The organism is Burkholderia latens (genome assembly GCF_902499045.1).
Taxonomy (GTDB): domain Bacteria; phylum Pseudomonadota; class Gammaproteobacteria; order Burkholderiales; family Burkholderiaceae; genus Burkholderia; species Burkholderia latens.
In genome coordinates, this window is sequence record NZ_CABVPL010000034.1 from 51,045 (window position 1) to 76,214 (window position 25,170).

Here is a 25,170-nt window from a genome sequence, read left to right on the forward strand (position 1 = left end):
CAGCGGATTTCGTGCGCCGGCCGGCGGGCCGTCGCGCATTATGCCGATTGCGCGGGAAAGAACCGCCCGAGTTCGCGCGCGAGCTCGTTGAGCACGCTCATCTCCTGCTGCGTGATCTTGCGCGCGGGTTGCGCGCCGGCCCAGTCGCCGTACAGCAGCGCGACGGTCGTCGTGCCGACCCGCACCGGCAGCAGCACGAACGCGCGCGTGTCGGGCAGCGCATCGACGTACCACGCGGGGAGCCGCTTCACCATTTTCGGATCCTGTGCCTGCTCGATGAAGATGCCGACCGAGTTCGTGATCGCGAGATGGAACACGTCCGGCTCGAAGCGCTCGTCGAACGCGAGCCGGTCGAGCGCCGCATCGACGTCCGGGCCGAAGCCGAGACGCGCGGCGAACGTGCCGTCGCCGCGGCGTACGAACATCACGGTGCGCGTGAACGCGAGGCCCGCGAGCAGGCTCTCCGACGCGAGCGCGAGCACCGGCGTCAGCACGTGCTCGGACGGCAGCGCGCGCAGGTCGGCAAGACCGGCTTCGAGGCACGCTTCGGGTTCGGTCTGCGCGCGCGCGATCGCGTCCGCGTTCGCGCGCAGCTCGACGATCTCGCGCATCACGGTGTCGCTCGCTTCCTCGCGCGCGAGCCGCTCGGCGATTTCGACGAGCGCGTCGGACTCGATCTCCAGCTCGGCGCCGTAATGCTGCGCGAGCGCCGCGATGTGCGCGTCGCGCTGCGGGCTCGCCGGCATCGCGAGCGCGCCGGCGACATCGGTCGAGCAGCGGCTCACCGCGCGCAGCCAGCGCACGCGCTCGGAGCTGTCGTCGGCGCACGCGTCGTGGAGCCGCAGGCAGTCGTCGCCATCGTCGTCGTCCGCGCCCGCGGCGCCGCCGGCCTTTGCGGCGCGGCCGTCGCCGTTGGACATCCCCGCGCGGATCACGTCGGGCAGCCGCCAGCTCGCGGCGGCCTCGAGGCCGATCTCGTCGAAGCCGACACCGAGCACGTCGACGCACGCGGCCGCATCGTCGCCGTCCAGTTCGGCGGCGCGGCGGCGGATCCGGTCCCATTCGCTGTCGAGATAGCAGACGACGAGCAGCTTGCCGACCTGGCGCATCAGCGTGCAGACGACGGCCTCTTCGCCGCCGCGCAGCTCGGCGTGCTCGGTCAGCTTGCGCGCGACGCAGCCGGACAGCAGCGCGCGGTTCAGCTCGAGCTTCGCGTCGATGCGGCGCGGCGTGCTGTGATGGAAGTGGTCGACGAGCTTCAGCCCGACGACGAGATGGCCGACGGTGTCCATGCCGAGCACCATCAGCGCCCGCGTGACGGTCGTGATGTTGCCGCCGAACGCCATGTACATCGCGGAGTTCGCGAGCCGCAGCACTTTCTGCGTGAGCGCGAAATCCGACAGCACGACGCGCACGAGCGCGGTGAAGTCGAGATCGTCGTTCTTCATCGCGGCCATCGTCGCGCGCAGCGACTCGGACAGCAGCGGGAAGTCGCCCCGTTCGTTCATCCGGGCCCACAGCTTGTCGAGCAGTGCCGTGCGGGGCAGGTGTGCGGTGATTGACATACGGATTCGTCCGGTGCGCCGTGCGCGTCAGGCGGCGTGCAGGCGCAGCTGCTGCGCCTCGAAGCGCCGTGCGAGCTCTTCGGACGGCAGCGCCTGGCAGACGAGCCAGCCCTGGATGTGATTGCAGCCCATTTCGGTCAGCAGTTCGCGTTGTGCTTCCGTCTCGACGCCTTCCGCGACGAGCTCGAGATCGAGCGTCTGCGCGAGGCCGACCACGGCCGACACGATCGCGCGGTCGTTGCGCGACGTCAGCAGGTTCTCGACGAAGCTGCGGTCGATCTTCAGCTTCGCGAGCGGGAAGCGCTGCAGATACGCGAGGCTCGAATAGCCGGTGCCGAAATCGTCGATCGCGAAGCGGATGCCGAGCTCGGTCAGTTCCTCCAGCAGCGCCTTCGCCTGCGCGGGATCGTGCATCAGCAGGCTTTCGGTGATTTCGAGCACGATGCGGCGCGGGTCGATGCCCGTCAGCGTGATCGCCTCGCGCACGCTCTGCGTGAAGCGCGGGTCGCGGAACTGCTGCGGCGACACGTTGACCGCCACGTACTGCAGCGCGAGCCCCTGCCGGTCCCACGCGACGAGCTGCATGCACGCGGCCTTGAGCACCCAGTTGCCGAGGTAGTTGATCAGGCCGATCGATTCGGCGAGCGGGATAAAGGTTGCCGGCGGCACGAGGCCGTGCACCGGATGGCGCCAGCGGATCAGCGCCTCGACGCCGACCACCGCGCCCGACTGGCTGCGCGTGATCGGCTGGAAGTGCAGCGAGAATTCGCCGTTGCGCACGCCGTCGTACAGGTCGGCTTCGAGCTTCAGAAGTTCGGCGTCGGCCGGATCGTCGACGGGCGCATGAAACGCGAGCGCATTGCCGCCCGACGCCTTCGCCTGCGCGAGCGCATGGTCCGCGCGGCGCAGCAGCGGGCTGTGATGCTGCGCGCGGTGCGGCGCCGCGCGTTCGTCCGGGTACAGCGCGATGCCGATGCTCGCGGACAAGTGGACGGTCTGCCCCTGGTACACGTAGGGTTCTCGCACCGCGGCCTGCAGCCGGCGCGCGAGCGCATCCGCGGCGTCGCTTGCGCGCGCGCGGTCGGGCGCGGTGAACACGATCGCGAACTTGTCGCTCGCGACACGCGCGAGCTGCTCGTCGGGCGCGACGAGCGCCTGCAGCCGCTGCGCGGTCTGGCGCAGCAGCGCATCGCCGGCGTCGTAGCCGAGCGCGCGGTTGATGCGCTGGTAATCGTCGAGGTCGAGCAGCAACAGCGCCGCGCAGGTGCCGGCCGCGTCGGCGGCCTGCTGCGCGCGCATCAGCGCGGGCACGAGCGCGGACAGGTTGTCGAGCCCCGTCATCGGATCGTGGTGCATCTCGTACGTCAGCCGCGCCTCGAGCGCGCGCCACGCCGACACGTCGAACGCGGCGATCGCGAAGCCGTCGACGCCGTGATGGCGGCTCTTGAACGCACGGATCTCGACGTCGAGCGGGTACGTGAGCGACTTGACGATGCACAGCGTCGCTTTCTCGACCTGGCCCGAGCGCGCAGCGCGTGCAAGCAGGCCTTCGAGCGCCGCGGTATCCTGTTCGGCGATCAGATCGCGCAGCGTCAGCGTATGCAGGTAGTCGCGGTGGTAGCCGATGAAGCGCAGGCTTGCATCGGACACGTACAGGAAGCGCAGTTCGCGGTCGACATGGGCGAGGAAGTCCACCGTGCCGACCGTCTGTTCCAGCCAGCTGCGCACGGTGTCGTCGCGACGCGGCGCGCCGGCGCGCGCAGGCATCAGCGCGCCGCCCGACCGGGCGAAGCGGCGCAGCGTATGCAAGGCGCTGCGCCAGGAGCCCTTGCGTGGCGTCTGTTTCCTGTTGGCTTCCATGTTTCTCGCTGACGATTAGGGCTGGAACCGGTTGTCCGGAAAGATTAACGGCAGCTTGCGCGGAATCTTTAACCGACCGGCCGGCAGCGCCGCGCGCTGCCGGTCGGGTCGTGCATCGCGGCGTTCGACACGCGAACGCCGGTGGGGGCCTACTTCGGGCTGACTTTATAAGAAATGAGGACGCAGATGAAGCGAAAACTATGGGTGGGCGCCACGGCGGCGCTGCTGGTCGCCGGTCATGCGCTGGTCGCGCAGGCTCAACTGAAGCCGGGCGATGCGGCCCCGGTCTTCACGACGCAGGCGTCGCTGGGCGGCAAGACCTACACGTACTCGCTCGCCGATGCGCTGAAGCGCGGGCCCGTCGTGCTGTATTTCTACCCGGCGGCGTTCACGAAGGGGTGCACGATCGAGGCGCACGCGTTCGCGGATGCGGTCGATCGTTATGCCGCGTACGGCGCGACCGTGATCGGCGTATCGGCCGACAACATCGACACGCTGACGAAGTTCTCGGTGAGCGAGTGCCGCAGCAAGTTTCCGGTCGCGGCCGATCCGGACGCGAAGATCATCCGCGAATACGACGCGAAGCTGCCCGCGGTCGATCGTGCGAATCGCGTGTCGTACGTGATCTCGCCGGAACGGAAGGTGCTGTACGAATACACGAGCCTGTCGCCGGACAAGCACGTCGAGAACACGCTCGCCGCGGTGAAGGCGTGGGCCGACGCGCATCCGAAGCAGTGAGCCGCGGGCAGTAAGCCCACAGTAAAGCGGCCCGCATCGCGGGCCGCCGGCTCGACGAAACGCGCCGCCAACGCGGCGCGCGCATCCGTTACGCGCGCAACGCCTGTTCGATCGGCACGCTGCCGCCGACGAAGCCGATGACCTTGCGCGAAATGCCGAGCTTGATCGCTTCGATCGCGGCCCATGCGACATCCTGGCGCGATACCGGCGGCGCTGCGTCGAGCGGCTCCTCGGTCAGCGCGATCTTGCCGACGCCCGGGCCGTCCGCGAGCGGGCCGGGGCGCAGGATCACGTAGTCGATGCCCGACGCGATCACGCGCTCGTCGCCTTCGCGCTTCATCTGCGAATAATGGCGCAGCGCGCCGCTGCGCTCCGGCCAGTACGCGGTCAGCGAGCTGATCACGACCAGCTTCTGCACGTTGTAGGCGAGCGCGTGCTCGGCCGTGCGCGCGACCGCGTCGCGATCGATCTGCTCCTCTTCGGTCGCGCCTTCCGATTCGGCCGAGCCGGCCGCGTAGATCACGTGCGTGATGCCCTGGAACGCGTGCGAGAAATCGCCCGTCAGATCGGCCTCGACGACCTTCGCGCCCGGCAGCGCATAGCCGCGCCGGCGCACCAGCGCAGTGACCTCGAATTCCGGCTGCTTGAGCAGCAGATCCGCGCAGGCCAGGCCCGTGCGGCCGGTCGCGCCAATCAGCAGTACCTTCGTCGTCATGAAACCGCTCCTCGCTCGATGCGTCATCCATCCAGATAGGGACGGACGACCGATACTCAAGTGTATGTCGATTTGAGCCGGCGGCGCGCAGGTAATTGGGGCTGTACCGCTGCGCGGCCGCCGGCGCGGGGCGCGAGGCCCCGTCGGCCGCGTTGCCGCATGCGCCGATTGCGGGATCGGCCCGCCGACCGGCTATCATGTGCGCGATGCATTTTTCGCCGCTGCGCAACAACAACGCGGCGGCCAACCGGTTGGAGTACACATGGCATTACCCCTGGACAACGTCAGCATGGCCGTGTTCTGCGACTTCGAGAACGTCGCGCTCGGCGTGCGCGACGCGAAGTACGAGAAGTTCGACATCAAGCCCGTGCTCGAGCGGCTGCTGCTGAAGGGCAGCATCGTCGTGAAGAAGGCCTATTGCGACTGGGATCGCTACAAGGGATTCAAGGCGGCGATGCACGAGGCGAGCTTCGAGCTGATCGAGATTCCGCACGTGCGCCAGTCGGGCAAGAATTCCGCGGACATCCGGCTCGTCGTCGACGCGCTCGATCTCTGCTACACGAAGTCGCACGTCGACACGTTCGTGATCATCAGCGGCGACTCGGATTTTTCGCCGCTCGTGTCGAAGCTGCGCGAGAACGCGAAGAAGGTGATCGGCGTCGGCGTGAAGAAGTCGACGTCGGACCTGCTGGTCGCGAACTGCGACGAATTCATTTTTTACGACGATCTGGTGCGCGAGCAGCAGCGCGCGCTCGCGAAGCGCGAACAGCAGCAGCGCACCGGCAACGGCGGCGCGAAGCGCGCGGACGAGCCGTCGCGCAAGCCGGAGCTCGAGCTGCGGCGCAGCGAGGCGATCGCGCTCGCGGTCGAGACGTTCGATGCGCTGGCGTCCGAGCGCGACGACGTCGGCAAGATCTGGGCGTCGGTGCTCAAGAGCGCGATCAAGCGCCGCAAGCCGGACTTCAACGAGTCGTATTACGGCTTCCGCGCGTTCGGCAACCTGCTCGACGAAGCGCAGGCGCGCGGTCTGCTCGAAGTGGGGCGCGACGACAAGTCCGGCGCGTTCGTGTCGCGGCCGCGGCAGCCGACGGTGGCCGAGCCGGTGGCGGCGGCCCGCGACGAGCGGGCCGTGCATCACGGGCACGGCGGGCGCCACGCGGAACCGGCGCCGGCGGAGCGCGAGTCGCGCCATCGCGGAAAGCGGGCGGAAACGGCCGCGCAGGACAGCGTGCAGGCCGACGTGGAAGCGGCGATCGCCGTCGACGTCGCGAGCGAAGTGCCGGCCGTGCCGGCAGTAACGGCAGTAACGGCCGAAGCGGTCGAAGCGGCCGAAGCGGGCGAGCCGCACGGCGACGCTAAGGACGGCCGCAAGCGCGCGCGCAAGAGCGCGGCGAAGAAGGCCGGCGCGAAGAAGGGCGGCGACGCGAAGGGCGCCGGCCGTCACGCGGCGGACGAACCGGGCGCCCATGGCGGCGCGAAGCACGGTGGCGACCCGCATGCGCAAGGCAAGCACGCCGAAGCGGCGCATCGCGATCCGGATCATGGTGACGAGCGGCATGTCGCGGCGCGGGGCGCGACGCCGGCGGGCGGCGAGGACGGTGCAACGGCGGCGGCTGTGCAGCCGTCGCACGACGCAGCACCGGCGGCATCGGCAGCCGAATCCGCCGGCGAAGCAGCGAGCGAACCGGCGACCGGCGCCAAGCCGAAGAAGCCGGCCCGCAAGACGGCGACCCGCGCGCGTCGCCCGCGCAAGACGGCGGCCGCCGCCGAGTAACCCGCCGCCGGACAACGCGACGTCCGGCCGCCGGCGTCGTTACGTCACCCTGGCCAGCGGCGCTTGACCGCAGCGAGCGCATTCCGGCCTTCGGCCCACGCGCTTCGTCACCTGTTTCGCCGCGAGCGCCGCGGCGCCCGCTGCGGTGGCGGCCCGGTGCCATGCACGTTCGCGCCAACGGCCGACGTGTCGCTCGCGCGCTTCGGCCGCATGCTTTCGCCGGCGGCGACCGTATCGGCCGTCGCCAGTGCAACGCCGGCCGGCGCTTCGTCACCCGTTCAGTGCGTACGGTTGCGTCATCACTTCGAGAAAGTGACCGTCCGGATCGTCGAAATACACGCCGCGCCCGCCGTTGTGGCGGTAGACGTCGCCGGCTTGCCGCTTCGCCGGGTCGGCCCAATGCGGGAGCCCGCGCTCGCGAATGCGTGCATACACGCGATCGAAGCCGGCTTCGTCGATCAGAAACGCGTAGTGCTGCGCGGTGATTTCTCCGCCTTGCTCATAGAAATCGAGCGACACGCCGTTGTCGAGCTGGACGACAGCATCGCGCCGAACGGCGTCGGCGGCGGCAGTTCCAGAAGCTCGGTGAGAAAGCGGCTCGACGCGCGCTTGTCGCGACACCAGACGATCGTATGGTTCAGCTGGACGTTCATGGCAGGTTCCCCGCAACGGGGCGCAAGAGTGGCGCATCGAAATACGATAGTCGATCGCAGCGGCCGCGCAAGCACGCGAGCGGCCGCTGCGTCGAGCGGCCGCCATTGCCGCGCTCATGACCGCGTTACCCCGTGATCCGGTGATCCCGCGATCCCGCTCCCGTTACTCGCCGGCCACCGCCGGCCCGCCCGAATTGCCGCGGCGGTTGCGGCGCTTCTCGCTCCATACGCGCAGCCGGTCCATGTACAGATAGACGACCGGCGTCGTATAGAGCGTCAGCACCTGCGACATGATCAGGCCGCCCGCGATCGCGATCCCGAGCGGCGCGCGCAGCTCGGCGCCGTCGCCGTTGCCGAACGCGAGCGGCAGCGCGCCGAGCAGCGCCGCCATCGTCGTCATCATGATCGGCCGGAAGCGCAGCAGGCACGCTTCGTGGATCGCGTCGAACGACGACTTGTGGCCGTTGCGCGTCTGGTCGATCGCGAAATCGACCATCATGATCGCGTTCTTCTTCACGATGCCGATCAGCAGGATCACGCCGATCAGCGCGATGATGCTGAACTCGGTCTTGAACAGCAGCAGTGCGAGCAGCGCGCCGACGCCGGCCGACGGCAGCGTCGACAGGATCGTGATCGGGTGGATGTAGCTCTCGTACAGGATCCCGAGCACGATGTAGACGGCCAGCAGCGCCGCGAGGATCAGGATCGGCTGGTTGTTCAGCGACTGCTGGAACGCCTGCGCGGTGCCCTGGAAGCTGCCGACGATCGTCGGCGGCACGCCGATCTGCGCCATCGTCTGGTAGATCACCTGGGTCGCCTGCGACAGCGACACGCCCGGCGGCAGGTTGAACGAGATCGTCGTCGCGACGAACAGCCCCTGGTGGTTCACCGACAGCGGCGTCGTGCTCGGGCCGAAGGTCGCGATCGCGGACAGCGGGATCATCGTCGACTTCGACGTCGACACCGCCGCGCCCGACGACGCGCTCGACTTGCCGCTCGACGCGATCGAGTTCAGCGCCTGGTTGCGCGCGGAATCGGACGCGATCGCCGCGGCGCTGGTGGCGGCCGTGCCGGCGCTCGACGTGCCGGCCGACGTCGCGACGAAGGTGCCGGCCGCCGCGTTGGTCGTCTGCGAGCCGTTCGCGCTGCCGCCCGACGTGCTGATCCACACCTGGTTCAGCATCTCCGGGCTCTGCCAGTACTTGGGCGCGACTTCCATCACGACGTGGTACTGGTTCAGCGGGTTGTAGATCGTCGAGACCTGCCGCTGGCCGAACGCGTCGTACAGCGTGTTGTCGATCTGCGCGGGCTTGATGCCGAGCCGCGCGGCGGTCGCGCGGTCGATCGTCACCATCGCCTCGAGGCCGCCTTGCTGCTGGTCGGAGTTCACGTCGGTCAGCTCCGGGCGCTTCTGCAGCGCTTCGGTCAACAGCGGCCCCCATTTGTACAACTCGGCGCTCGAGTCGCCGAGCAGCGTGAACTGGTACTGCGCGCTGCTCTGCCGGCCGCCGACGCGAATGTCCTGCGCGGCCTGCAGGAACGTGCGCGCGCCCGCGACGTCCGACAGCGGCCTGCGCAGTTGCTGGATCACCTGGTCGGCCGACAGCTTGCGCTCGGTGCGGTCCTTCAGCGTGACGAACATGAAGCCCGAGTTGGTCTGCGTGCCGCCGGTGAAACCCGCGACGCTCTTCACGTTCGGGTTGGACTGCACGATCCGCATCATCTCGGAGAACTTCAGCTTCATCGCCTGGAACGACGTCGACTGGTCGGCCTGGATGCCGCCGATCATCAGCCCGGTGTCCTGCTGCGGGAAGAAGCCCTTCGGCACGATGACGTACAGGTATACGTTCAGCCCGATCGTCGCGAACAGGATCAGCAGCACCAGCCGCGGGCGGCGCAGCGCCCACGACAGCGAGCGCTCGTAGCCGCGCTGCATCCGCGTGAAGAAGCGCTCGAGGAAGCGGCCGAAGCGGCCTTCCTCGTGCGCGTCGTGCGGCTCGCGCAGCAGCCGCGCGCACATCATCGGCGTGACGGTGAGCGACACCGCGAGCGACACGCCGATCGCGAGCGACAGCGTCAGCGCGAACTCGCGGAACAGCCGCCCGACGATCCCGCCCATCAGCAGGATCGGCAGGAACACCGCGACGAGCGAGATGCTCATCGACAGCACCGTGAAGCCGACTTCGCGCGCGCCGTCGAAGGCGGCCTGCAGCCGCGGCTTGCCGTTCTCGATGTGGCGCGTGATGTTCTCGAGCACGACGATCGCATCGTCGACGACGAAGCCGGTCGCGACGATCAGCGCCATCAGCGACAGGTTGTCGATCGAGAAGCCGAGCAGGTACATCGCGCCGAACGTGCCGACGATCGAGATCGGCACCGCGACGCTCGGAATCAGCGTCGCGCGCCAGTTGCGCAGGAACAGGAACACGACCATCACGACGAGGCCGACCGCGATCAGCAGCGTGTGCTCGGTGTCCTTCAGCGACGCGCGGATGGTCGTCGAGCGGTCGAGCACCGGCGTGACCGTGATGTCGGCCGGCAACGACGCGGTGAGCTGCGGCAGCGCCGCGCGCACGCGGTCGATCGTCTCGATGATGTTCGCGCCCGGCGAGCGGTAGAGGATCACGAGCACCGCGCGCTTGCCGTTCGACAGGCCGAGGTTGCGCAGATCCTCGACGCCGTCGACGACTTCCGACAAGTCGGACAGCCGCACGGCCGCGCCGTTGCGGTACGCGACGACGAGGTCGCTGTACTGCGACGCCTCCGACGCCTGGTCGTTCGTGTAGAGCTGGTAGCGCTTCGGGCCGAACTCGATCGCGCCCTTCGGGCTGTTCGCGTTCGCGGACGCGAGTGCTGCGCGCACGTCCTCGAGGCCGATTCCGTAGTGGAACAGCGCATGCGGTTCGAGCTCGACGCGCACGGCCGGGTTCGCGGATCCGCTGACCGTCACCTGGCCGATCCCGTCGATCTGCGACAGCGACTGCTGCAGCACGGTCGATGCGGCGTCGTACACCTTCGCGGGCGACGCCGTTTCCGACGTGAGCGACACGACCATGATCGGCGAGTCGGCCGGGTTCACCTTGCGGTACGTCGGGTTGCTCTTCAGCGACGCGGGCAGGTCGGCGCGCGCCGCGTTGATCGCGGCCTGCACGTCGCGCGCGGCGCCGTCGATGTCGCGGTTCAGTCCGAACTGCAGGATGATCCGCGCGTTGCCGACGGTGCTGGTCGACGTCATTTCGCTGACGTCGGCGATCGAGCCGAGGTGCCGTTCGAGCGGGCTCGTCACGCTCGTCGCGACGGTCTCCGGGCTCGCGCCGGGCAGCGACGCCTGCACCGAGATCGTCGGGAAATCGACCTGCGGCAGCGGCGACACCGGCAGCTTGATGAACGCGAACAGGCCCGCGAGCGCGACGCCGAGTGCGAGCAGTGTCGTCGCGACGGGGCGGGTGATGAAGGGGCGCGACAGGTTCATCGCTTATGCGCCCGTGTGCTCGCCGGCGTCGGCGCCCGGGCCGTGCCGCTCGAACCAGCCGCGCACGCGGCGCGCGAGGCGGTCGAAACCGAGGTAGATCACCGGCGTCGTGAACAGCGTCAGCACCTGCGACACGATCAGGCCGCCCGCGATCGCGATCCCGAGCGGCTGGCGCAGCTCCGAACCGGCGCCCGCGCCGACGATCAGCGGCACCGCGCCGAGCAGCGCGGCGAGCGTCGTCATCAGGATCGGCCGGAAGCGCAGCAGGCACGCCTGATAGATCGCGTCGCGCGGCGTCTTGCCTTCGACGCGCTCGGCCTCGAGCGCGAAGTCGATCATCATGATCGCGTTCTTCTTCACGATGCCGATCAGCAGCACGATCCCGATGATCCCGATGATGTCGAGATCGTGCCCGGTGATCATCAGCGCGAGCAGCGCGCCGACGCCGGCCGACGGCAGCGTCGACAGGATCGTGATCGGGTGGATGTAGCTCTCGTACAGCACGCCGAGCACGATGTACATCGTGACGACCGCGGCGAGAATCAGGAACAGCTGGTTCGACAGCGACGCCTGGAACGCGAGCGCCGCGCCCTGGAAACGCGTCTGGAACGAGCCGGGCAGGCCGATGTCCTTCTCGGCCGCGCCGATCGCCTTCACGGCCTCGCCGAGCGACGCGCCCGGCGCGAGGTTGAACGAGATCGTCGTCGACGGGAACTGCGACAGGTGCGCGACGAGCAGCGGCGACGGCCGTTCGTGGAACGACGCGATCGACGACAGCGGCACCTGGCCGCCGCCGGCCGACGGCAGGTAGATGTCGTTCAGCGATTCCGCGTAATGCTGCTCCTTCGGCTCCGACTCGAGAATCACGCGGTACTGGTTCGACTGCGTGAAGATGGTCGACACGATGCGCTGGCCGAATGCGTCGTACAGCGCGTTGTCGACGGTCGCCGGCGTGATGCCGAAGCGCGCGGCGCTCGCGCGGTCGATCTCGATGTAGACCGACTGGCCGTTGCCCTGCAGGTCGGTCGCGACGTCGGCGAGCGACGGCTCCTTCTGCAGCCGCGCGACGAGCTTCGGCACCCAGGTCGTGAACTCGTCCGGGTTCGGGCTCGTCAGCATGAACTGGTATTGCGTCGGGCTCACGGTCGAGTCGATCGTCAGGTCCTGCACCGGCTGCATGAACAGCGTGATGCCGGTCACGTTCGCGACGCGCTGCTGCAGGCCGCGGATGATCTGCGCGGCGGTTTCGCTGCGGTCGTCGCGCGCCTTCAGGTTGATCAGCATCCGGCCGCTGTTCAGCGTGATGTTGCTGCCGTCGACGCCGATGAACGACGTGAGGCTGTCGACGTTCGGATCCTTCAGGATCTCGGCCGCGAGCGCCTGCTGGCGTTCGGCCATCGCGCCGTACGAAATCGACTGCGGCGCCTGCGTGATCGCCTGGATCACGCCGGTGTCCTGCGCAGGGAAGAAGCCCTTCGGGATGAACACGTAGAGCAGGGCGGTCAGCGCGAGCGTGAGCAGCGCGACGACGAGCGTCGAGCGCTGGCGGTTCAGCACCCATTCGAGCGCGACCGCATAGCGCGCGATCACCCAGTCGATCGCGCGATGCACGCGCGCCTCGAAGCGGTGGCTCTCGGGTGGCGGCGAATGGCGCAGCAGCTTCGCGCACATCATCGGCACGAGCGTGAGCGACACGATCGCCGAGATCACGATCGTCACCGCGAGCGTGATCGCGAATTCGTGGAACAGCCGCCCGACCACGTCGCCCATGAACAGCAGCGGGATCAGCACGGCGATCAGCGATACCGTCAGCGAGATGATCGTGAAGCCGATCTGCCTGGAGCCCTTCAGCGCGGCCTCGAGGCCCGTGTCGCCTTCCTCGACGTAGCGCGCGATGTTCTCGATCATCACGATCGCGTCGTCGACGACGAAGCCGGTCGCGATGGTCAGCGCCATCAGCGACAGGTTGTTCAGCGAGAAGCCGGCCATGTACATCACCGCGAGCGTGCCGATCAGCGACAGCGGCACCGACAGGCTCGGGATGATCGTCGCGTACACGTTCGCGAGGAACAGGTACATCACCAGCACGACCAGCGCGACCGCGAGCAGCAGCTCGAACTGCACGTCGCGCACGGCCGCGCGGATCATCGTCGTGCGGTCGGTGACGATCTGCACGTCGAGCGCGGCGGGCAGCGTCTCCTGCAGCTTCGGCAGTTGCGCCTTGATCGCGTCGACGGTCGCGATCACGTTCGCACCCGGCTGGCGCTGCACGTTCACGATGATCGCGGGCTCCGAATTGACCCACGCGCCGAGCTTGGTGTTCTCCGAGCCGGCGACGATCTTCGCGACGTCGGTCAGCATCACCGGGCGGCCGCTCTTGTACGCGACGACCGCGTCGTTGTATTGGTCGGCGCTCGTGAGCTGGTCGTTCGCGTTGATCGTGTACGCGCGCGTCGGGCCGTCGAAGTTGCCCTTCGGCGTGTTCACGTTCAGGTTCGAGATCGTCGTGCGCAGGTCGTCGAGGTTCATCCCGTACTGCGCGAGCGCGGTCGGGTTCGCCTGGATCCGCACGGCCGGCCGGTTGCCGCCCGACAGGCTGACGAGGCCGACGCCCGCGATCTGCGAAATCTTCATCGCGAGGCGCGTGTCGGTCAGGTCCTGCACCTGCGTGAGCGGCAGCGTCTTCGACGTGATCGCGAGCGTCAGCACCGGCGCATCGGCCGGGTTCACCTTCGCGTAGATCGGCGGGGCCGGCAGGTCGGACGGCAGCAGGTTGCCGGCCGCGTTGATCGCGGCCTGCACTTCCTGTTCGGCGATGTCGAGCGGCAGGTCGAGCGAGAACTGCAGCGTGATCACCGACGCGCCGGCCGAGCTTTGCGACGACATCTGGTTCAGCGACGGCATCTGGCCGAACTGCCGCTCGAGCGGCGCCGTGACCGCCGACGTCATCACCTCCGGGCTCGCGCCCGGATAGAACGTCTGGACCTGGATCGTCGGGTAGTCGACCTCGGGCAGCGCGGCGAGCGGCAGGAAGCGCAGCGCGACGAGGCCGGCCAGCATGATCGCCGCCATCAGCAGGGCGGTGCCGACCGGCCGGAGAATGAAGAGACGGGATGGATTCATCGAGCGGCCCGCGCGTTACTGGGCCGCGGAGGCCGCTGCCTGCGACGCGCCGTGCCTGTGTCCGCCGCGATGGCCGCCCGCGCCCGATGCACCGGATGCGCCCGACGCCGCGCCAGCGCCGCGTGCGCCCGATGCGCCGTTCGGCTTGTCGGCCGGGATCGAAATCTTCGAGCCTTCGCGCAGCCGGTCGGAGCCGTCGGTGACCACGCGCTCGCCGAGCGCGACGCCGCTGAGGATGCTCGTGCGTTCGCCGTCGACCGGACCGACCTTGACCTTGCGCACCGTCACCGTGTTGTCGGGCTTCACGATGTAGACGAACTGGCCGATCGAGCCGGTCAGCACCGCGGCCGTCGGCACGATCGTCGCGTTGCGCATCACGTCGACGAGCAGCCGCGTGTTCACGAACTGATTCGGGAACAGCAGCCCGTCCTTGTTCGCGAACGTCGCGCGCAGCTTGATCGTGCCGGTGCTCGTGTCGATCTGGTTGTCCAGCGTTTCGAGCGTGCCCGTTTCGAGCGGCACGGTGTTGTTGCGGTTGTACGCGGTGACGGACAGCTTCTGGCCCGCGTTCACCTGCTTGACGATCTGCGGCAGGTTGTCCTCCGACGTCGTGAAGATCACGCTCATCGGCTGCAGCTGCGTGATCACGACGATGCCGTTCGTGTCGCCCGGCGTCACGTAGTTGCCGGGGTCGACCTGGCGCAGGCCGACGCGGCCCGACACCGGCGCCGTGATCCGCGCGTACGCGAGGTTCAGCTTCGCGGAATCGATCGCCGCCTGGTCGGTCTTCACGGTGCCTTCGTATTGCTTGACGAGCGACGCCTGCGTGTCGACCGTTTGCGACGCGATCGAGTCCTGCGCCAGCAGCGTCTGATAGCGCTTCAGGTCGATGCGGGCCGTCGCGAGCAGCGCCGCGTCGCGCGCGTGCGTGCCTTCGGCGTTCGCGAGCGCGACCTGATACGGGCGCGGGTCGATCTGCGCGAGCAGGTCGCCTTTCTTGACAATCTGGCCTTCCTGGAACGCGACCGACTGCAGGTAGCCCGACAACTGCGTCTTGACCGTCACGCTCGCGAGCGGCGTCACGGTGCCGAGTGCGGACAGCACGATCGGCATCTCGCCTTGCGTTGCCGTCGCGACCGACACGGGCTGCGGAATGTTCGCCATCGCGGCGGGGCCGCCGCGGCCGCGATGGCCGCCGCCAGCGCTCGCGGCGGATGCCGCGCCGCCCGCCGCGGGCGCGCCGGCCGGCGTACGGCTCCACGGATGCCACCACAGCAGGCCGCCGATCACGACGACCGCGAGCGTGCCGAACGCCAGCGTACGACGCGGGCGCAGCGGAGCGGGCGAAGCAGGGTCCTTCGAAGGGGGCGTGGGCTTTTGTTGGTTGTCCATCGTGTTCTGTCAGGAAGACGGCGCGGCGTGCCGGGAAACGGGCGTCGCGCGGCGCGTGGATAGGCGGTGCGGAAGGGCCGGCTCGGCCCGGACCCTTCCGGTTCGCGCGGGAAAGAGCGGTGCGCGCCGCGAGTGGGGCGCGACGATGGGCATGATGCTACGTCCCGTCCCCGTTACAGTCCAGCGGTCTATCTTTCAACGGGTTACGGTCGTTACAGAACGCGACGGGACGATGACGAAACGATTACGCGGCGCTGCGGCGGGCCGGCGCGCCGCCGATTTCGCGCGTGATCTTGGCGATGCATTCGCGCAGCGCGGGCACCACGTGCTCGTGCAGCCATTCGGGCGGGCACTGGCTCGACGCGCCGCCGCAGTTCACCGAATAGCGCTGGCCGGACGGGCCGATGAAGCCGGCCGCCACCGCGTTCAGCCCTTCGCGCCATTCGCCGACCGCGATCGCGTGACCGTCGCGCATCGCGTCGTCGAGCGCCGGGTTCAGCCGCGCCGACACGTGCGGCCAGTCGTCGCCGGCCGTCGCGCGCAGCGCGTCGAGCAGCGCGCGGCGCTCGTCGTCCTCGAGCGCCGCCAGATACGCGCGGCCGACGGCGGTGCGCGCGATGTCCATCCGCGAGCCGATCTCGAGGCGCGTGACCAGCACGGCCGAGCGCGGCCGGATCACGTCGATCGCGACCATGTCGAGCCGGTCGCGCACCGCGAGGTGCACCGACAGCGACGTGCGCTCGGCGAGTTCGATCATGAACGGCCGCGAGCGGGCGCGGATGTCGAAGTTGCGCAGGAAGCCATGGCTCAGCTCCAGCACCGACGCGGTCAGCACGAACCGCTCGCTGTCGGGCAGCTGGAACAGGAAGCCGGCGCTCACGAGCGTCGCCGTGATGCGCGACACGGTCGGCTTCGGGATGCCCGTCAATTCGGTCAGCTCGCGGTTGCTGACCGGGGCGTCGGCGGCCGCGATGCGGCGCAGCACGGCGAGGCCGCGCGCAAGCGCGGTGATCTCGTCCGGCGACGATTCGCGGTCTCGGGGCGCGGAAGGCGTTACAGGTGTCGACACGGGGAATTCTCTCTATTTCCGAAACTCGATTTCAGTTTTGTTGATATTGTACGATGATTGTCAAAAGATGCATGTTCCATGGGTGAATCGTTCATCGGATGGGATTTTACGGGTTCACCCTTGGTTTATTAGGAAAACGCTCAAACCAGCATTGCTGGAAAGTGCGGAAACCGGTGCAAATACCGCTTGACTTGTCGGGCGGAAACGGAAAGAATGTCTCACGTTTTCGAAGCATCGTTTCAGGAGTTTAACCGGCAACGGTGTTTCGCGCAGTCTCTCAGGTTCTAGCACGGCCCTCGGAATGGCTAGAACTTTTTTAGCGCCACGGTCTCCGTGGCGCTTTTTTTTGCCCGTCCGCCGTGGACGCGTCAGGCCCGTATTATCCCCGATCGCCGAAAACTGCCCGTTCGACCGGGCTCCTGCACGCGTGCCGCCGCAGCGCGCGCAAAAAAAAGCGCGACGCCCGCAACGGGCATCGCGCATGAACCGGCGTGGAGCGCCGACGAATGAAACGTGACGAAGAAAGGGTGACAGGGGGCGCACGGCCCCGCGGTGCCGCCGGTCAGCCCTTCGCGAGCTTGATGCTGGTCGGCTCCGCCGTCAGGTAGCCGACGCTTGCGCCGAAGCGGTCCTTGTAGTTCGCGCGCACGAGCGGATCGAGCGTCGGCTTGACCTTGTCGTGCAGCGGCGATTCCCAGTCGCCCACGTGCTGGAAGTTGCTCATGATGTACGTCCAGCCGTTGATCTCGTCGACCGCGTGCAGGCCGGTCGATTCCGCGCCGGCCGGGCACGACAGCACGCGCGAGAGCGTCTTCGTGTCGACGTTGTACGCCCACAGGAAGTTGTTCACGTGCATGCCCGAGTCTTCGCCGATGAAGAGCGTGCGCAGCTTCTCCGAGAACTTCAGGTTGTCGGGGTTCGCGATCTTGTCCGGGTTCGCGAGGTTGCCGAGCGCGTCGGCCGCGGCGAGATCCTCGCCGACGAGCGCGGCCGGCGCGCTCATGTCGACCGGCACCCATTCGCTGTCGATCGCGGCGCCCGACGTGTCGCGCTGGCCGCCCTTCAGGTTCAGCGCGTAGACGGCGCCTGCGGCGATCTTCTTGTCCACCGCGACGTCGCGCGACACCGCATTGCCCTTGACCATCGACGTCTCGATCCGCGACATCGCCGTGTACACGATCTTGTCCTTCGCGTTGACGGTCGTGCCTTCGAGCTTCGTGAACGCCATGCTGCCGCCGATCAGCGCCGCGTAGCGGTGCGTCTCCAGGAACGCGGCCGCCTTTTCCATCCCCGGCTTCACGCGGATCCAGTTGAACTTGCCGCCGAAGTGGATCTTCGTGTAGCTCGCGTCGTTCGGATCGGTCGTCGTCAGGTCCATGATGTCCGACGCCTTCAGCGTGTTCGCGAGCGCCTCGATCTCGCTGCTGGTCGCGTGGCCGATCTTCAGCCACGTGAGCGTCGCGCTGCCGGCGCCGGCGGACGACGTCTGCGTCCACTTCGCGACGTACAGCGTGCCGGCCGACAGGTCGGCCGCCTTGTCGGCGACGAACATGAACAGCCCGCCGTTGGTCGCGTCGTCGCCCATCATCACGGTGCGCTGGTCCGGCATCACCTGGATCAGCTCGTGCGAGATGCGGCCGAGGCAGTAGTGCTTCTTCACCGTGCCGGTGCCGTCCGGGTTCACCGTGATCTCGGGCAGATGCCCGTAGTGGTAGGGGTTCGCCTTCGTCTCGTCGCCGAACGTGTTCTTGCTGAATGCCTTGAACTGCGCGTCGGTCGCGGCCTTCGTCGCGTCCGGCTCGTATTCCTCGCTCGACAGGTGCGTGCCCCACGGCGACAGGCTCGCGCCGCAGGTGATCCACAGCCCGTGCGCGCTCGACGTGTCGACGTTGTGATACTTGACGACCTTCAGCGCGCCGTTGGACGGATCCTGGTCGAGCGTGATCACCGCGATCGGCGACGGCAGCTGGCCGTATTGCGACGCGCTCGCCTGGTCGCGCGTCGTGTATTCGAACTGCACGACCGCGAACACCGCGTTGCCCTTCACGCCGGGCACGTTCGCGTTCTTCAGCGTCAGCAGCGAGCTGCCGTCCGGGCAGTCCGAATAGAACTGGCGCTCCTTGCCCGCGACAGAGCGATCGATGATCGGCTGATTGTTGATGTCGTAGTAGCCGCCCGCGAGGATCGTGCCGCCGTTGCCGTCCGGCACCATGTCGCCCGTCACGAAGAACGGCCGGTACGCGAGCTTGAAGTTGCGCGACGAGCCGTCCGAGAACGACACCGACAGCGTCGAGCCGACGGTCGTCGTGGCCATCGCGGCCGCGTTGTCGAGCGTCGGCGCGGCCATCGCCGAAAACGCCGCCGACGTATAGGCGGCGGCCGGCGTCGCGGCGGTCGGACCGTCGTCACCGCCGCAGCCCGTCAGCAGGGCCGGCAGCGCGAGGCCGGAGAGGGGCAGCATGGGCGCGCCGGCGAGGATCTTCAGGGCCTGGCGACGGGAAGCATTGGGCAACGCGGGCATGTGGAGTCCAGTTTCAGATGTTGGAAGAATGGCCTTCGCGACGAGCAGGCGACCGGCAAGCTTCGCGAAGGCAAGTTGAAAACTGGACGGAAGTGTAGGGACGCTAGATGAAAGTTTTTTGAATTGAAAACGTAATGACGCGTCGGGCGTGCGCGAGGCGGGCGCCCGGACGCCCGCGTCACGCGTCGGCACGGCTCAGTCGCGTTCGGGCGTCGCCGAAATCCGGTGGATCGACAGGTCGGCGCCGTCGAATTCGGCTTCGCGATCGAGCCGCAGGCCGACGGTCGCCTTCAGCGCGCCGTACACCAGCGCGCCGCCCGCGGTCGCGATGACGATGCCGCCGAGCGTGCCGACGAGCTGCGACACGAACGACACGCCGCCGAGGCCGCCCAGCGCGGGCTGGCCGAACACGCCGGCCGCGACGCCGCCGAGCGCGCCGCACATCCCGTGCAGCGGCCACACGCCGAGCACGTCGTCGATGCGCCACTTGTTCTGCACGCACGTGAACATCGCGACGAACACCGCGCCGGCCGCCGCGCCGGTGACGAGCGCACCGATCGGATGCATCACGTCGGAGCCCGCGCACACGGCGACGAGGCCCGCGAGCGGCCCGTTGTACGTGAAGCCCGGATCGTTGCGGCCGGTCATCCACGCGGCGAGCGTGCCGCCGACCATCGCCATCAGCGAGTTCACCGCGACGAGGCCGCTGATCTTGTCGAGCGTCTGCGCGCTCATCACGTTGAAGCCGAACCAGCCGACCGCGAGCACCCACGCGCCGAGCGCGAGGAACGGAATGTTCGACGGCGGGTGCGCGGCGATTCGGCCGTCCTTTGCGTAGCGGCCGTGGCGCGCGCCGAGCAGCAGCACGGCCGGCAGCGCGACCCAGCCGCCGAACGCATGCACGACGACAGACCCCGCGAAATCGTGGAACGGCGCGCCGAATGCGTGAGCGAGCCGCGCCTGCACGCCGAAGCGTTCGTTCCACGCGATCCCTTCGAAGAACGGATAGATGAAGCCGACGATAATCAGCGTCGCGACCAGCTGCGGATTGAATTTCGCGCGTTCCGCGATGCCGCCGGACACGATCGCCGGGATGGCCGCCGCGAACGTCAGCAGGAAGAAGAAGCGCACGAGCGCATAGCCGTTGTGCTGCGACAGCGAGCCGATGTCGTCGAAGAACTCGACGCCGTACGCGATCGTGTAGCCGATGAAGAAATACGCGAGCGTCGACACCGAGAAGTCGACCAGGATCTTCACGAGCGCGTTGACCTGGTTCTTCTTGCGGACCGTGCCGAGTTCGAGGAATGCAAAGCCCGCGTGCATCGCGAGCACCATGACGGCGCCGATCAACAGGAACAGTGTGTCGACGCCGGCTTTCAGACCATCCATGCCGTGGCTTCCTTGCGCAAAAAACGGGCAAGGAATGCAATTACCGGGCCAACTTGGTGAACGAATGCGTGCGATTGGTGCGGAAGGCGGTGCGAAAGGCCGTGCGAAAGGCCGTGCGGTGCGGCATTCCGGCGATGCGTGCACGGAATCGGGGCGGGCCGGCCGCAGCAGGCGGAGCGCTGCCGGCGCACGCGCATGGTGCGGCGCGTGCGCAATTGGTGCGCGTGACGCACGGCGCGGTGCGGCGTGGTGCGCCGCGATGCACCGGTGTGGCGCGTCAGCGGCGCGCGAACAGCATGCGGGGCCGGCGCAACCGGAGCGCACATGTGGACCAGTACGCGGCGACGGCCGCGAGCCCGAGCGCGGCGAAGGCCAGCGACGCGAAGCCGGCGAGCGACTGCCCGTCGCCGTCGGGGCCGAGGATGCCTTGCGTGACGATCAGCGCGGCCGTCCAGAAGCCGATCACGGCCTGCGCGAGCAGGCGCGCGGATGCGACGCGGCGCGAGCGGCCCGATGCGCGCAGGCGCTGCGGGGACGGCGCGCGAAGACACAGGAACACGGTGGCGGCGAGCACGGCGGCGAGCGCGATGAACCAGTCGATGAGGAGAGCCATGATGAAGCGGAAAGCGGGCGGAGCGGATTGAAGGCTGCCCACTTTAGTGTCGCCGCGCGTGCGATTGAATCAGACAAATCCGAAATTGCGACGCATATTCAATCGGCAGTGGTCATTGGGCCTGTTGCACAGGCGGTATCATCGTCGTCGGTCCAACCATTCAGGCCGTGCGGCGCACGGCCGGAGATTGCTGATGAAGATGAAGACTTGGCGGGCGCGTCGTGCGCCCGGAGCCGTGCTGGCGGCGGCGACCGTCGGTGCGGTGCTGTTGCTCGCCGGCTGCGAAAAGTCCGGCGCGCCGGCGACGCAACCCGACACGGCCGCGAGCGCGGCGGCCGACGCCGCCAACAACGCGGCCAAGGCGCTCGACCAGGTGGCGAGCACCGTCAGCCAGCAGATCAATGCCGCGAAGGCCGGCATCGCGTCCGCGGCGTCCGCCGTGCCGCCGTTGTCGGCGAGCGGGCTCGCGTCCGCCGCGCAGGCGCAGTTCGACGCGGCCGCGTCCGCGGTCGTCGCGCATGCGGCGTCCGAAGCGGGCGCGCGGATGGCGGAGGCCGGCAAGAAGCTCCAGCAGTGGAGCCAGCAGAACGCGGCCGGTGCGAAGCCCGCCAGCGGCGAGTGATCGGCGCTTGCGCAATCCGCTAAATGTAATTATAGTAGTTACACATTGTCGCCGGCCCTGGTTCGGGCCGGCGTCGCCGAGTGAGTGAGGAATGAATACCAGCAGCCGGTTCGCGTTTGCCGTTCACGTGCTTGCCTTGCTGTCGATGCAGGAAGGCGTGCCGCTGTCGTCCGACATCATTGCCGGCAGCGTGAACACGAATCCGGCGCTGATCCGGCGGCTGTTGTCGATGCTGGCGGCCGCGGGGCTGACCACGTCGCAGCTCGGCGCGGGCGGCGGCGCATTGCTCGCGCGCGAGCCCGGCGAGATCACGCTGCTCGACGTGTATCGCGCGGTCGACGATGCACAGCTGTTCGCGCTGCACCGCGAGGCGCCGAATCCCGCGTGCGTCGTCGGGCGGCACATCCAGGGCGTGCTGATCGACTATATCGGCGACGCGCAGCGCGCGATGGAAGCGTCGCTCGCCACGCGCACGCTCGCGGACGTCACGGCAGACGTGCTCGAATCCGAGCAGCGCACGGCGGGCAGCGCGGGCGGCTGAGCGCGGGGCCTGGATGATGCAGGGCAGGAGCCGGTCGACGCGCATGCGCGGCGGCCGGCACGACGGAGTTTCGCTCCGTTTTTTTCGGTCTTATATGTAATTGTTTTGGTTACTTTTTTTACTGGAGAATCGACATGACGCAACGTTCCCTGAACATCGCCCTGTTTGGCGCCACCGGCATGATCGGCTCGCGCATCGCGGCGGAAGCCGCACGCCGCGGCCATCGCGTGACCGCGCTGTCGCGTCATCCCGGCGCGGCCGGCGACGGTATCACCGCGATGGCGGCCGACCTGTTCGACGCGGCCAGCATCGCGGCCGCGCTGCCGGGCCATGACGTCGTCGCGAGCGCGTACGGCCCGAAGCAGGACGATGCCGCGAAGGTCGTCGCGGCCGCGCAGGCGCTCGTGGCCGGCGCGCGTCAGGCGGGGCTGACGCGGCTCGTCGTCGTGGGCGGCGCCGGCTCGCTGGAAGTCGCGCCGGGCAAGCAGCTCGTCGATACCGAAGGCTTCCCCGATGCATACAAGGCCGTCGCGCTCGCGCACCGCGATGCGCTGGACTATCTGAAGACCGTCGGCGATCTCGACTGGACCTTCTTCGCGCCGGCCGCGCTGATTGCGCCGGGCGAGCGCACGGGCACGTTCCGCACGGGCGTCGGCAAGCTGATCGTGGACGCGCAGGGCAACAGCAAGATCTCCGCGGAAGACTACGCGGTCGCGTTCGTCGATGCGCTCGAGCAGCACAGCTTCGTACGCGAAATCGCGACGGTCGCGTATTGAGCGACGGCACGGCGACGCGGCGTGCAAGCATCGCGTTCGCCGCGTTCGCCGCGTTCGCGCGATGTGCGGCGCGCGTGGCTCCGCGGTAGCAGCGGCTTCAGGCGATTCCACCTCGACGGGTGGAGTCGCCTGTTTCGTCTGGTGTGCCGGCGATCGACAGGCCGGCGCACACGGGATCGTACGTATCGCCGCGTGTTCGCGGCGTGATCGGTATTTATCCCGGTCGACGCCGCGCAGTGGTTTCCATATTGTTCCCCGTCATGCACGATGTATAGAAAAAATTTCTATCAACGAGGGACCGGGTAAATGGATGCCATCGATCGCAAGCTGCTGGAGCTGTTGCAGGCGGATGTCACGCTGCCGATCGCGGAACTCGCGCAGCGCGTGAACCTGTCGCAGACGCCGTGCTGGAAGCGGGTGCAGCGGCTCAAGGAAACCGGCGCGATCCGCGCGCAGGTCGCGCTGTGCGATCCGCGCAAGCTGGGCGTCGGCACGACCGTGTTCGTCGCGATCCGCACGAACCAGCACACCGAGGAGTGGGCGCAGCGCTTCACGCAGGCCGTGCGCGACATGCCGGAGGTCGTCGAGGTGTACCGGATGAGCGGCGAGACCGACTATCTGCTGCGGGTCGTGGTGGCCGGCATCGACGACTACGACCGCGTGTACAAGCAATTGATCCGCACGGTGCCGCTGTTCGACGTGAGCTCGTCGTTCGCGATGGAGCAGATCAAGTATTCGACCGCGCTGCCGGTGCGCGACTCGTCCGAGCCGGCGTAGCGCGCGAGACGGCGAACGCCAGCCGGCCGTGCGGCCGCGGCTTTCGATATCGACGCCGACGCGCGCCGCAGCCTCCCATGCGACCGGTGCGTGATCGCCCGCGTGCGACATGTGAACTCGGCGCATTGCGCCGGAGTATCGATGTGTGAGTGTCGGGGTACAGGCGCCGCGGTCGTTCCCTGCGCTCAACGGCCACGCGCCAACGCGCGCGCACGTTCGTCCGCCAGCGCGTCGCGGCGCACGAACTCCGCGACGAACGCGCTCGCCGGATGGTGGTGCAGCGCGTACGGCGTGTCCCATTGCGCGAGCCGGCCATCCTTCATCACGCCGATCCGGTCCGCGATCGCGAATGCTTCCGCCTGGTTGTGCGTGACGAGGATCGCGGTGTGACCCGTGCGTTTCAGGATGTCGCGCAGCTCGAACGCCAGACGCTCGCGCGTGTCGACGTCGAGATTCGAGAACGGCTCGTCGAGCAGCAGCAGTTCCGGCGACGGCGCGAGCGCGCGGGCGAGCGCGACGCGTTGCTGCTGGCCGCCCGACAACTCGTGCGGATAGGCGCTGGCGGAGGCCTCGAGGCCGACGAGCGCGAGCATGTCCGCCACGCGCGCGCGCCGCTCCGCCTTCCGCATCCGCCGCAGGCCGAACGCGACGTTGTCGGCCGTGCTCAGGTGCGGGAACAGCGCGTAGTCCTGGAACATCATCCCGATGCGCCGCCGCTCGGGCGGCACGTCGAGCGACGGTGCGGCGACCGGCGTGCCGTCCAGCACGATACGCCCCATGCGCACCGGCTCGAAGCCCGCGATCGCGCGCAGCACCGTGGTCTTGCCGCAGCCCGATGCGCCGAGCAGGCAGCCGATGTCGCCGCGCGGCAGCGCGAGGCTCAGCCCGTCGACCACCGTGCGGCGGCCGTGCGGCGTGTCGTAGGCGACGCAGAGGTCGTCGAGTTCGAGCAGGTTCACGGTGTCAGGCTCCGATCTTGTGACGGGTGCGCGCGAGCAGGATCACGGGCACGAGCCCGGCCAGCACGATCGCGAGCGCGGCGACCGCGCCTTCCTCGTAGGTGCCGCGCGCGGCTTCCGCATACAGCCACGTCGCGAGCGTGTCGAAATTCAGCGGGCGCAGCAGCAGCGTCGCCGGCAGTTCCTTCATCGCGTCGACGAACACGAGCAGCGCGCTCGTCGTGAGCGCGGGCCGCAGCAGTGGCAGGTGCACGCGGCGCAGCGTGCCGCCGGCTGTCTCGCCGAGCGAGCGCGCGGCCTGTTCGAGCGACGGCGGAATGCGCGCGAGACCGGCCTCGATGCTGCCGGCCGAAATCGCGAGAAAGCGCACGGTGTACGCGATCACGAGCGCGGCCGACGACCCCATCAGCAGCAGCCCGTCGCGGCCGAATGCGGCGCCGAGCAGCCGGTCGGCCGCCGCGAACGGAATCAGCAGGCCGATCGCGAGCACGGTGCCCGGCACCGCGTAGCCGAGGCTCGCGATCCGCGCGCACGCGCGGGCCGGGCCCAGATCGGAAGAGCGTCGTGTAGGGAAAGAGTGTTCCTTCCGGTGTAGATCTCGGTGGTCGCCG

The 25,170-nt window shown here is 68.5% G+C and carries 17 protein-coding genes and 1 pseudogene; 6 read left to right on the top strand and 12 right to left on the bottom strand.

The genetic code is table 11. The annotated features are described in order from the left end of the window. Positions 1-38: 38 nt before the first annotated feature. Complete coding sequence (locus tag BSE24067_RS21450; protein WP_151066450.1) at positions 39-1,565, bottom strand: HDOD domain-containing protein; 1,527 nt, start codon at positions 1,563-1,565, stop codon at positions 39-41. Between the two features lie 27 nt (positions 1,566-1,592). Then, the gene (cdpA, locus tag BSE24067_RS21455) at positions 1,593-3,332 is read right to left on the bottom strand and encodes a putative bifunctional diguanylate cyclase/phosphodiesterase (protein ID WP_208455038.1); all 1,740 of its coding nucleotides are present in this window, start codon (positions 3,330-3,332) and stop codon (positions 1,593-1,595) included. Between the two features lie 279 nt (positions 3,333-3,611). Here cdpA and BSE24067_RS21460 point away from each other — a divergent pair, with 279 nt between their 5' ends. After that, a complete protein-coding gene (locus tag BSE24067_RS21460; RefSeq protein ID WP_151066448.1) occupies positions 3,612-4,163 on the top strand; it encodes a peroxiredoxin in 552 nt (183 codons plus the stop codon). Positions 4,164-4,251: 88 nt separating this feature from the next. Here the strand turns inward: BSE24067_RS21460 and BSE24067_RS21465 are convergent, their stop codons facing one another. Continuing rightward, positions 4,252-4,878: an SDR family oxidoreductase gene (locus tag BSE24067_RS21465; protein ID WP_151066447.1), complete on the bottom strand. Its 627-nt coding sequence runs from the start codon at positions 4,876-4,878 to the stop codon at positions 4,252-4,254. A gap of 262 nt (positions 4,879-5,140) precedes the next feature. Here BSE24067_RS21465 and BSE24067_RS21470 point away from each other — a divergent pair, with 262 nt between their 5' ends. Continuing rightward, positions 5,141-6,652: an NYN domain-containing protein gene (locus BSE24067_RS21470; protein ID WP_151066446.1), complete on the top strand. Its 1,512-nt coding sequence runs from the start codon at positions 5,141-5,143 to the stop codon at positions 6,650-6,652. A 270-nt stretch (positions 6,653-6,922) separates the two neighbouring features. Here the strand turns inward: BSE24067_RS21470 and BSE24067_RS21475 are convergent. The 8 genes and pseudogenes from BSE24067_RS21475 to BSE24067_RS21510 all read right to left on the bottom strand — a co-directional run bounded on the left by BSE24067_RS21475 (position 6,923) and on the right by BSE24067_RS21510 (position 20,884). Further along, a pseudogene (locus BSE24067_RS21475) lies at positions 6,923-7,305 on the bottom strand (VOC family protein). Between the two features lie 163 nt (positions 7,306-7,468). Further along, positions 7,469-10,777 carry an efflux RND transporter permease subunit gene (locus BSE24067_RS21480; RefSeq protein WP_151066445.1) on the bottom strand — a complete coding sequence of 1,103 codons (3,309 nt, stop codon included), beginning with the start codon at positions 10,775-10,777 and terminating at the stop codon, positions 7,469-7,471. Positions 10,778-10,780: 3 nt separating this feature from the next. Beyond that, the gene (locus tag BSE24067_RS21485; RefSeq protein WP_151066444.1) at positions 10,781-13,900 is read right to left on the bottom strand and encodes an MdtB/MuxB family multidrug efflux RND transporter permease subunit; all 3,120 of its coding nucleotides are present in this window, start codon (positions 13,898-13,900) and stop codon (positions 10,781-10,783) included. Positions 13,901-13,915: 15 nt separating this feature from the next. Then, complete coding sequence (locus BSE24067_RS21490; RefSeq protein WP_174904846.1) at positions 13,916-15,292, bottom strand: MdtA/MuxA family multidrug efflux RND transporter periplasmic adaptor subunit; 1,377 nt, start codon at positions 15,290-15,292, stop codon at positions 13,916-13,918. Positions 15,293-15,536: 244 nt separating this feature from the next. After that, entirely contained in the window at positions 15,537-16,361 is an 825-nt protein-coding gene (locus tag BSE24067_RS21495) for an IclR family transcriptional regulator (RefSeq protein ID WP_151068453.1), read from the bottom strand. Positions 16,362-16,923: 562 nt separating this feature from the next. Then, positions 16,924-18,882: a PhoX family protein gene (locus BSE24067_RS21500; RefSeq protein ID WP_151068454.1), complete on the bottom strand. Its 1,959-nt coding sequence runs from the start codon at positions 18,880-18,882 to the stop codon at positions 16,924-16,926. Positions 18,883-19,077: 195 nt separating this feature from the next. Beyond that, positions 19,078-20,271, bottom strand: a complete 1,194-nt coding sequence (locus BSE24067_RS21505) for an ammonium transporter (RefSeq protein WP_151068455.1) — start codon at positions 20,269-20,271, stop codon at positions 19,078-19,080. A gap of 277 nt (positions 20,272-20,548) precedes the next feature. Continuing rightward, complete coding sequence (locus BSE24067_RS21510; protein WP_151068456.1) at positions 20,549-20,884, bottom strand: hypothetical protein; 336 nt, start codon at positions 20,882-20,884, stop codon at positions 20,549-20,551. Between the two features lie 193 nt (positions 20,885-21,077). On the opposite strand from BSE24067_RS21510, the gene BSE24067_RS21515 reads away from it, so the two are divergent. From BSE24067_RS21515 to BSE24067_RS21530, 4 genes are all read left to right on the top strand, one after another. After that, a complete protein-coding gene (locus BSE24067_RS21515; protein ID WP_151068457.1) occupies positions 21,078-21,506 on the top strand; it encodes a BCAL1086 family glycoprotein in 429 nt (142 codons plus the stop codon). Positions 21,507-21,597: 91 nt separating this feature from the next. After that, the gene (locus BSE24067_RS21520; protein WP_151068458.1) at positions 21,598-22,047 is read left to right on the top strand and encodes an Rrf2 family transcriptional regulator; all 450 of its coding nucleotides are present in this window, start codon (positions 21,598-21,600) and stop codon (positions 22,045-22,047) included. A gap of 134 nt (positions 22,048-22,181) precedes the next feature. After that, entirely contained in the window at positions 22,182-22,823 is a 642-nt protein-coding gene (locus tag BSE24067_RS21525; protein WP_151068459.1) for an NAD(P)-dependent oxidoreductase, read from the top strand. 306 nt (positions 22,824-23,129) lie between these two features. Continuing rightward, positions 23,130-23,600, top strand: a complete 471-nt coding sequence (locus tag BSE24067_RS21530) for an Lrp/AsnC family transcriptional regulator (protein WP_151068460.1) — start codon at positions 23,130-23,132, stop codon at positions 23,598-23,600. A gap of 185 nt (positions 23,601-23,785) precedes the next feature. Here BSE24067_RS21530 and BSE24067_RS21535 read toward each other — a convergent pair whose 3' ends face one another. Beyond that, on the bottom strand, positions 23,786-24,559 hold the full coding sequence (locus tag BSE24067_RS21535; RefSeq protein ID WP_151068461.1) for an ABC transporter ATP-binding protein: 774 nt from the start codon (positions 24,557-24,559) through the stop codon (positions 23,786-23,788). Positions 24,560-25,170: the final 611 nt, after the last annotated feature.

What these genes read in the sequence shown, in the direction of transcription:
- BSE24067_RS21450 (WP_151066450.1), bottom strand. Translation starts at nt 1,565, where the DNA reads ATGTCAATCACCGCACACCTGCCCCGCACGGCACTGCTCGACAAGCTG.
- cdpA (WP_208455038.1), bottom strand. Translation starts at nt 3,332, where the DNA reads ATGCCTGCGCGCGCCGGCGCGCCGCGTCGCGACGACACCGTGCGCAGC.
- BSE24067_RS21460 (WP_151066448.1), top strand. Translation starts at nt 3,612, where the DNA reads ATGAAGCGAAAACTATGGGTGGGCGCCACGGCGGCGCTGCTGGTCGCC.
- BSE24067_RS21465 (WP_151066447.1), bottom strand. Translation starts at nt 4,878, where the DNA reads ATGACGACGAAGGTACTGCTGATTGGCGCGACCGGCCGCACGGGCCTG.
- BSE24067_RS21470 (WP_151066446.1), top strand. Translation starts at nt 5,141, where the DNA reads ATGGCATTACCCCTGGACAACGTCAGCATGGCCGTGTTCTGCGACTTC.
- BSE24067_RS21480 (WP_151066445.1), bottom strand. Translation starts at nt 10,777, where the DNA reads ATGAACCTGTCGCGCCCCTTCATCACCCGCCCCGTCGCGACGACACTG.
- BSE24067_RS21485 (WP_151066444.1), bottom strand. Translation starts at nt 13,900, where the DNA reads ATGAATCCATCCCGTCTCTTCATTCTCCGGCCGGTCGGCACCGCCCTG.
- BSE24067_RS21490 (WP_174904846.1), bottom strand. Translation starts at nt 15,292, where the DNA reads ATGGACAACCAACAAAAGCCCACGCCCCCTTCGAAGGACCCTGCTTCG.
- BSE24067_RS21500 (WP_151068454.1), bottom strand. Translation starts at nt 18,882, where the DNA reads ATGCCCGCGTTGCCCAATGCTTCCCGTCGCCAGGCCCTGAAGATCCTC.
- BSE24067_RS21505 (WP_151068455.1), bottom strand. Translation starts at nt 20,271, where the DNA reads ATGGATGGTCTGAAAGCCGGCGTCGACACACTGTTCCTGTTGATCGGC.
- BSE24067_RS21510 (WP_151068456.1), bottom strand. Translation starts at nt 20,884, where the DNA reads ATGGCTCTCCTCATCGACTGGTTCATCGCGCTCGCCGCCGTGCTCGCC.
- BSE24067_RS21515 (WP_151068457.1), top strand. Translation starts at nt 21,078, where the DNA reads ATGAAGATGAAGACTTGGCGGGCGCGTCGTGCGCCCGGAGCCGTGCTG.
- BSE24067_RS21520 (WP_151068458.1), top strand. Translation starts at nt 21,598, where the DNA reads ATGAATACCAGCAGCCGGTTCGCGTTTGCCGTTCACGTGCTTGCCTTG.
- BSE24067_RS21525 (WP_151068459.1), top strand. Translation starts at nt 22,182, where the DNA reads ATGACGCAACGTTCCCTGAACATCGCCCTGTTTGGCGCCACCGGCATG.
- BSE24067_RS21530 (WP_151068460.1), top strand. Translation starts at nt 23,130, where the DNA reads ATGGATGCCATCGATCGCAAGCTGCTGGAGCTGTTGCAGGCGGATGTC.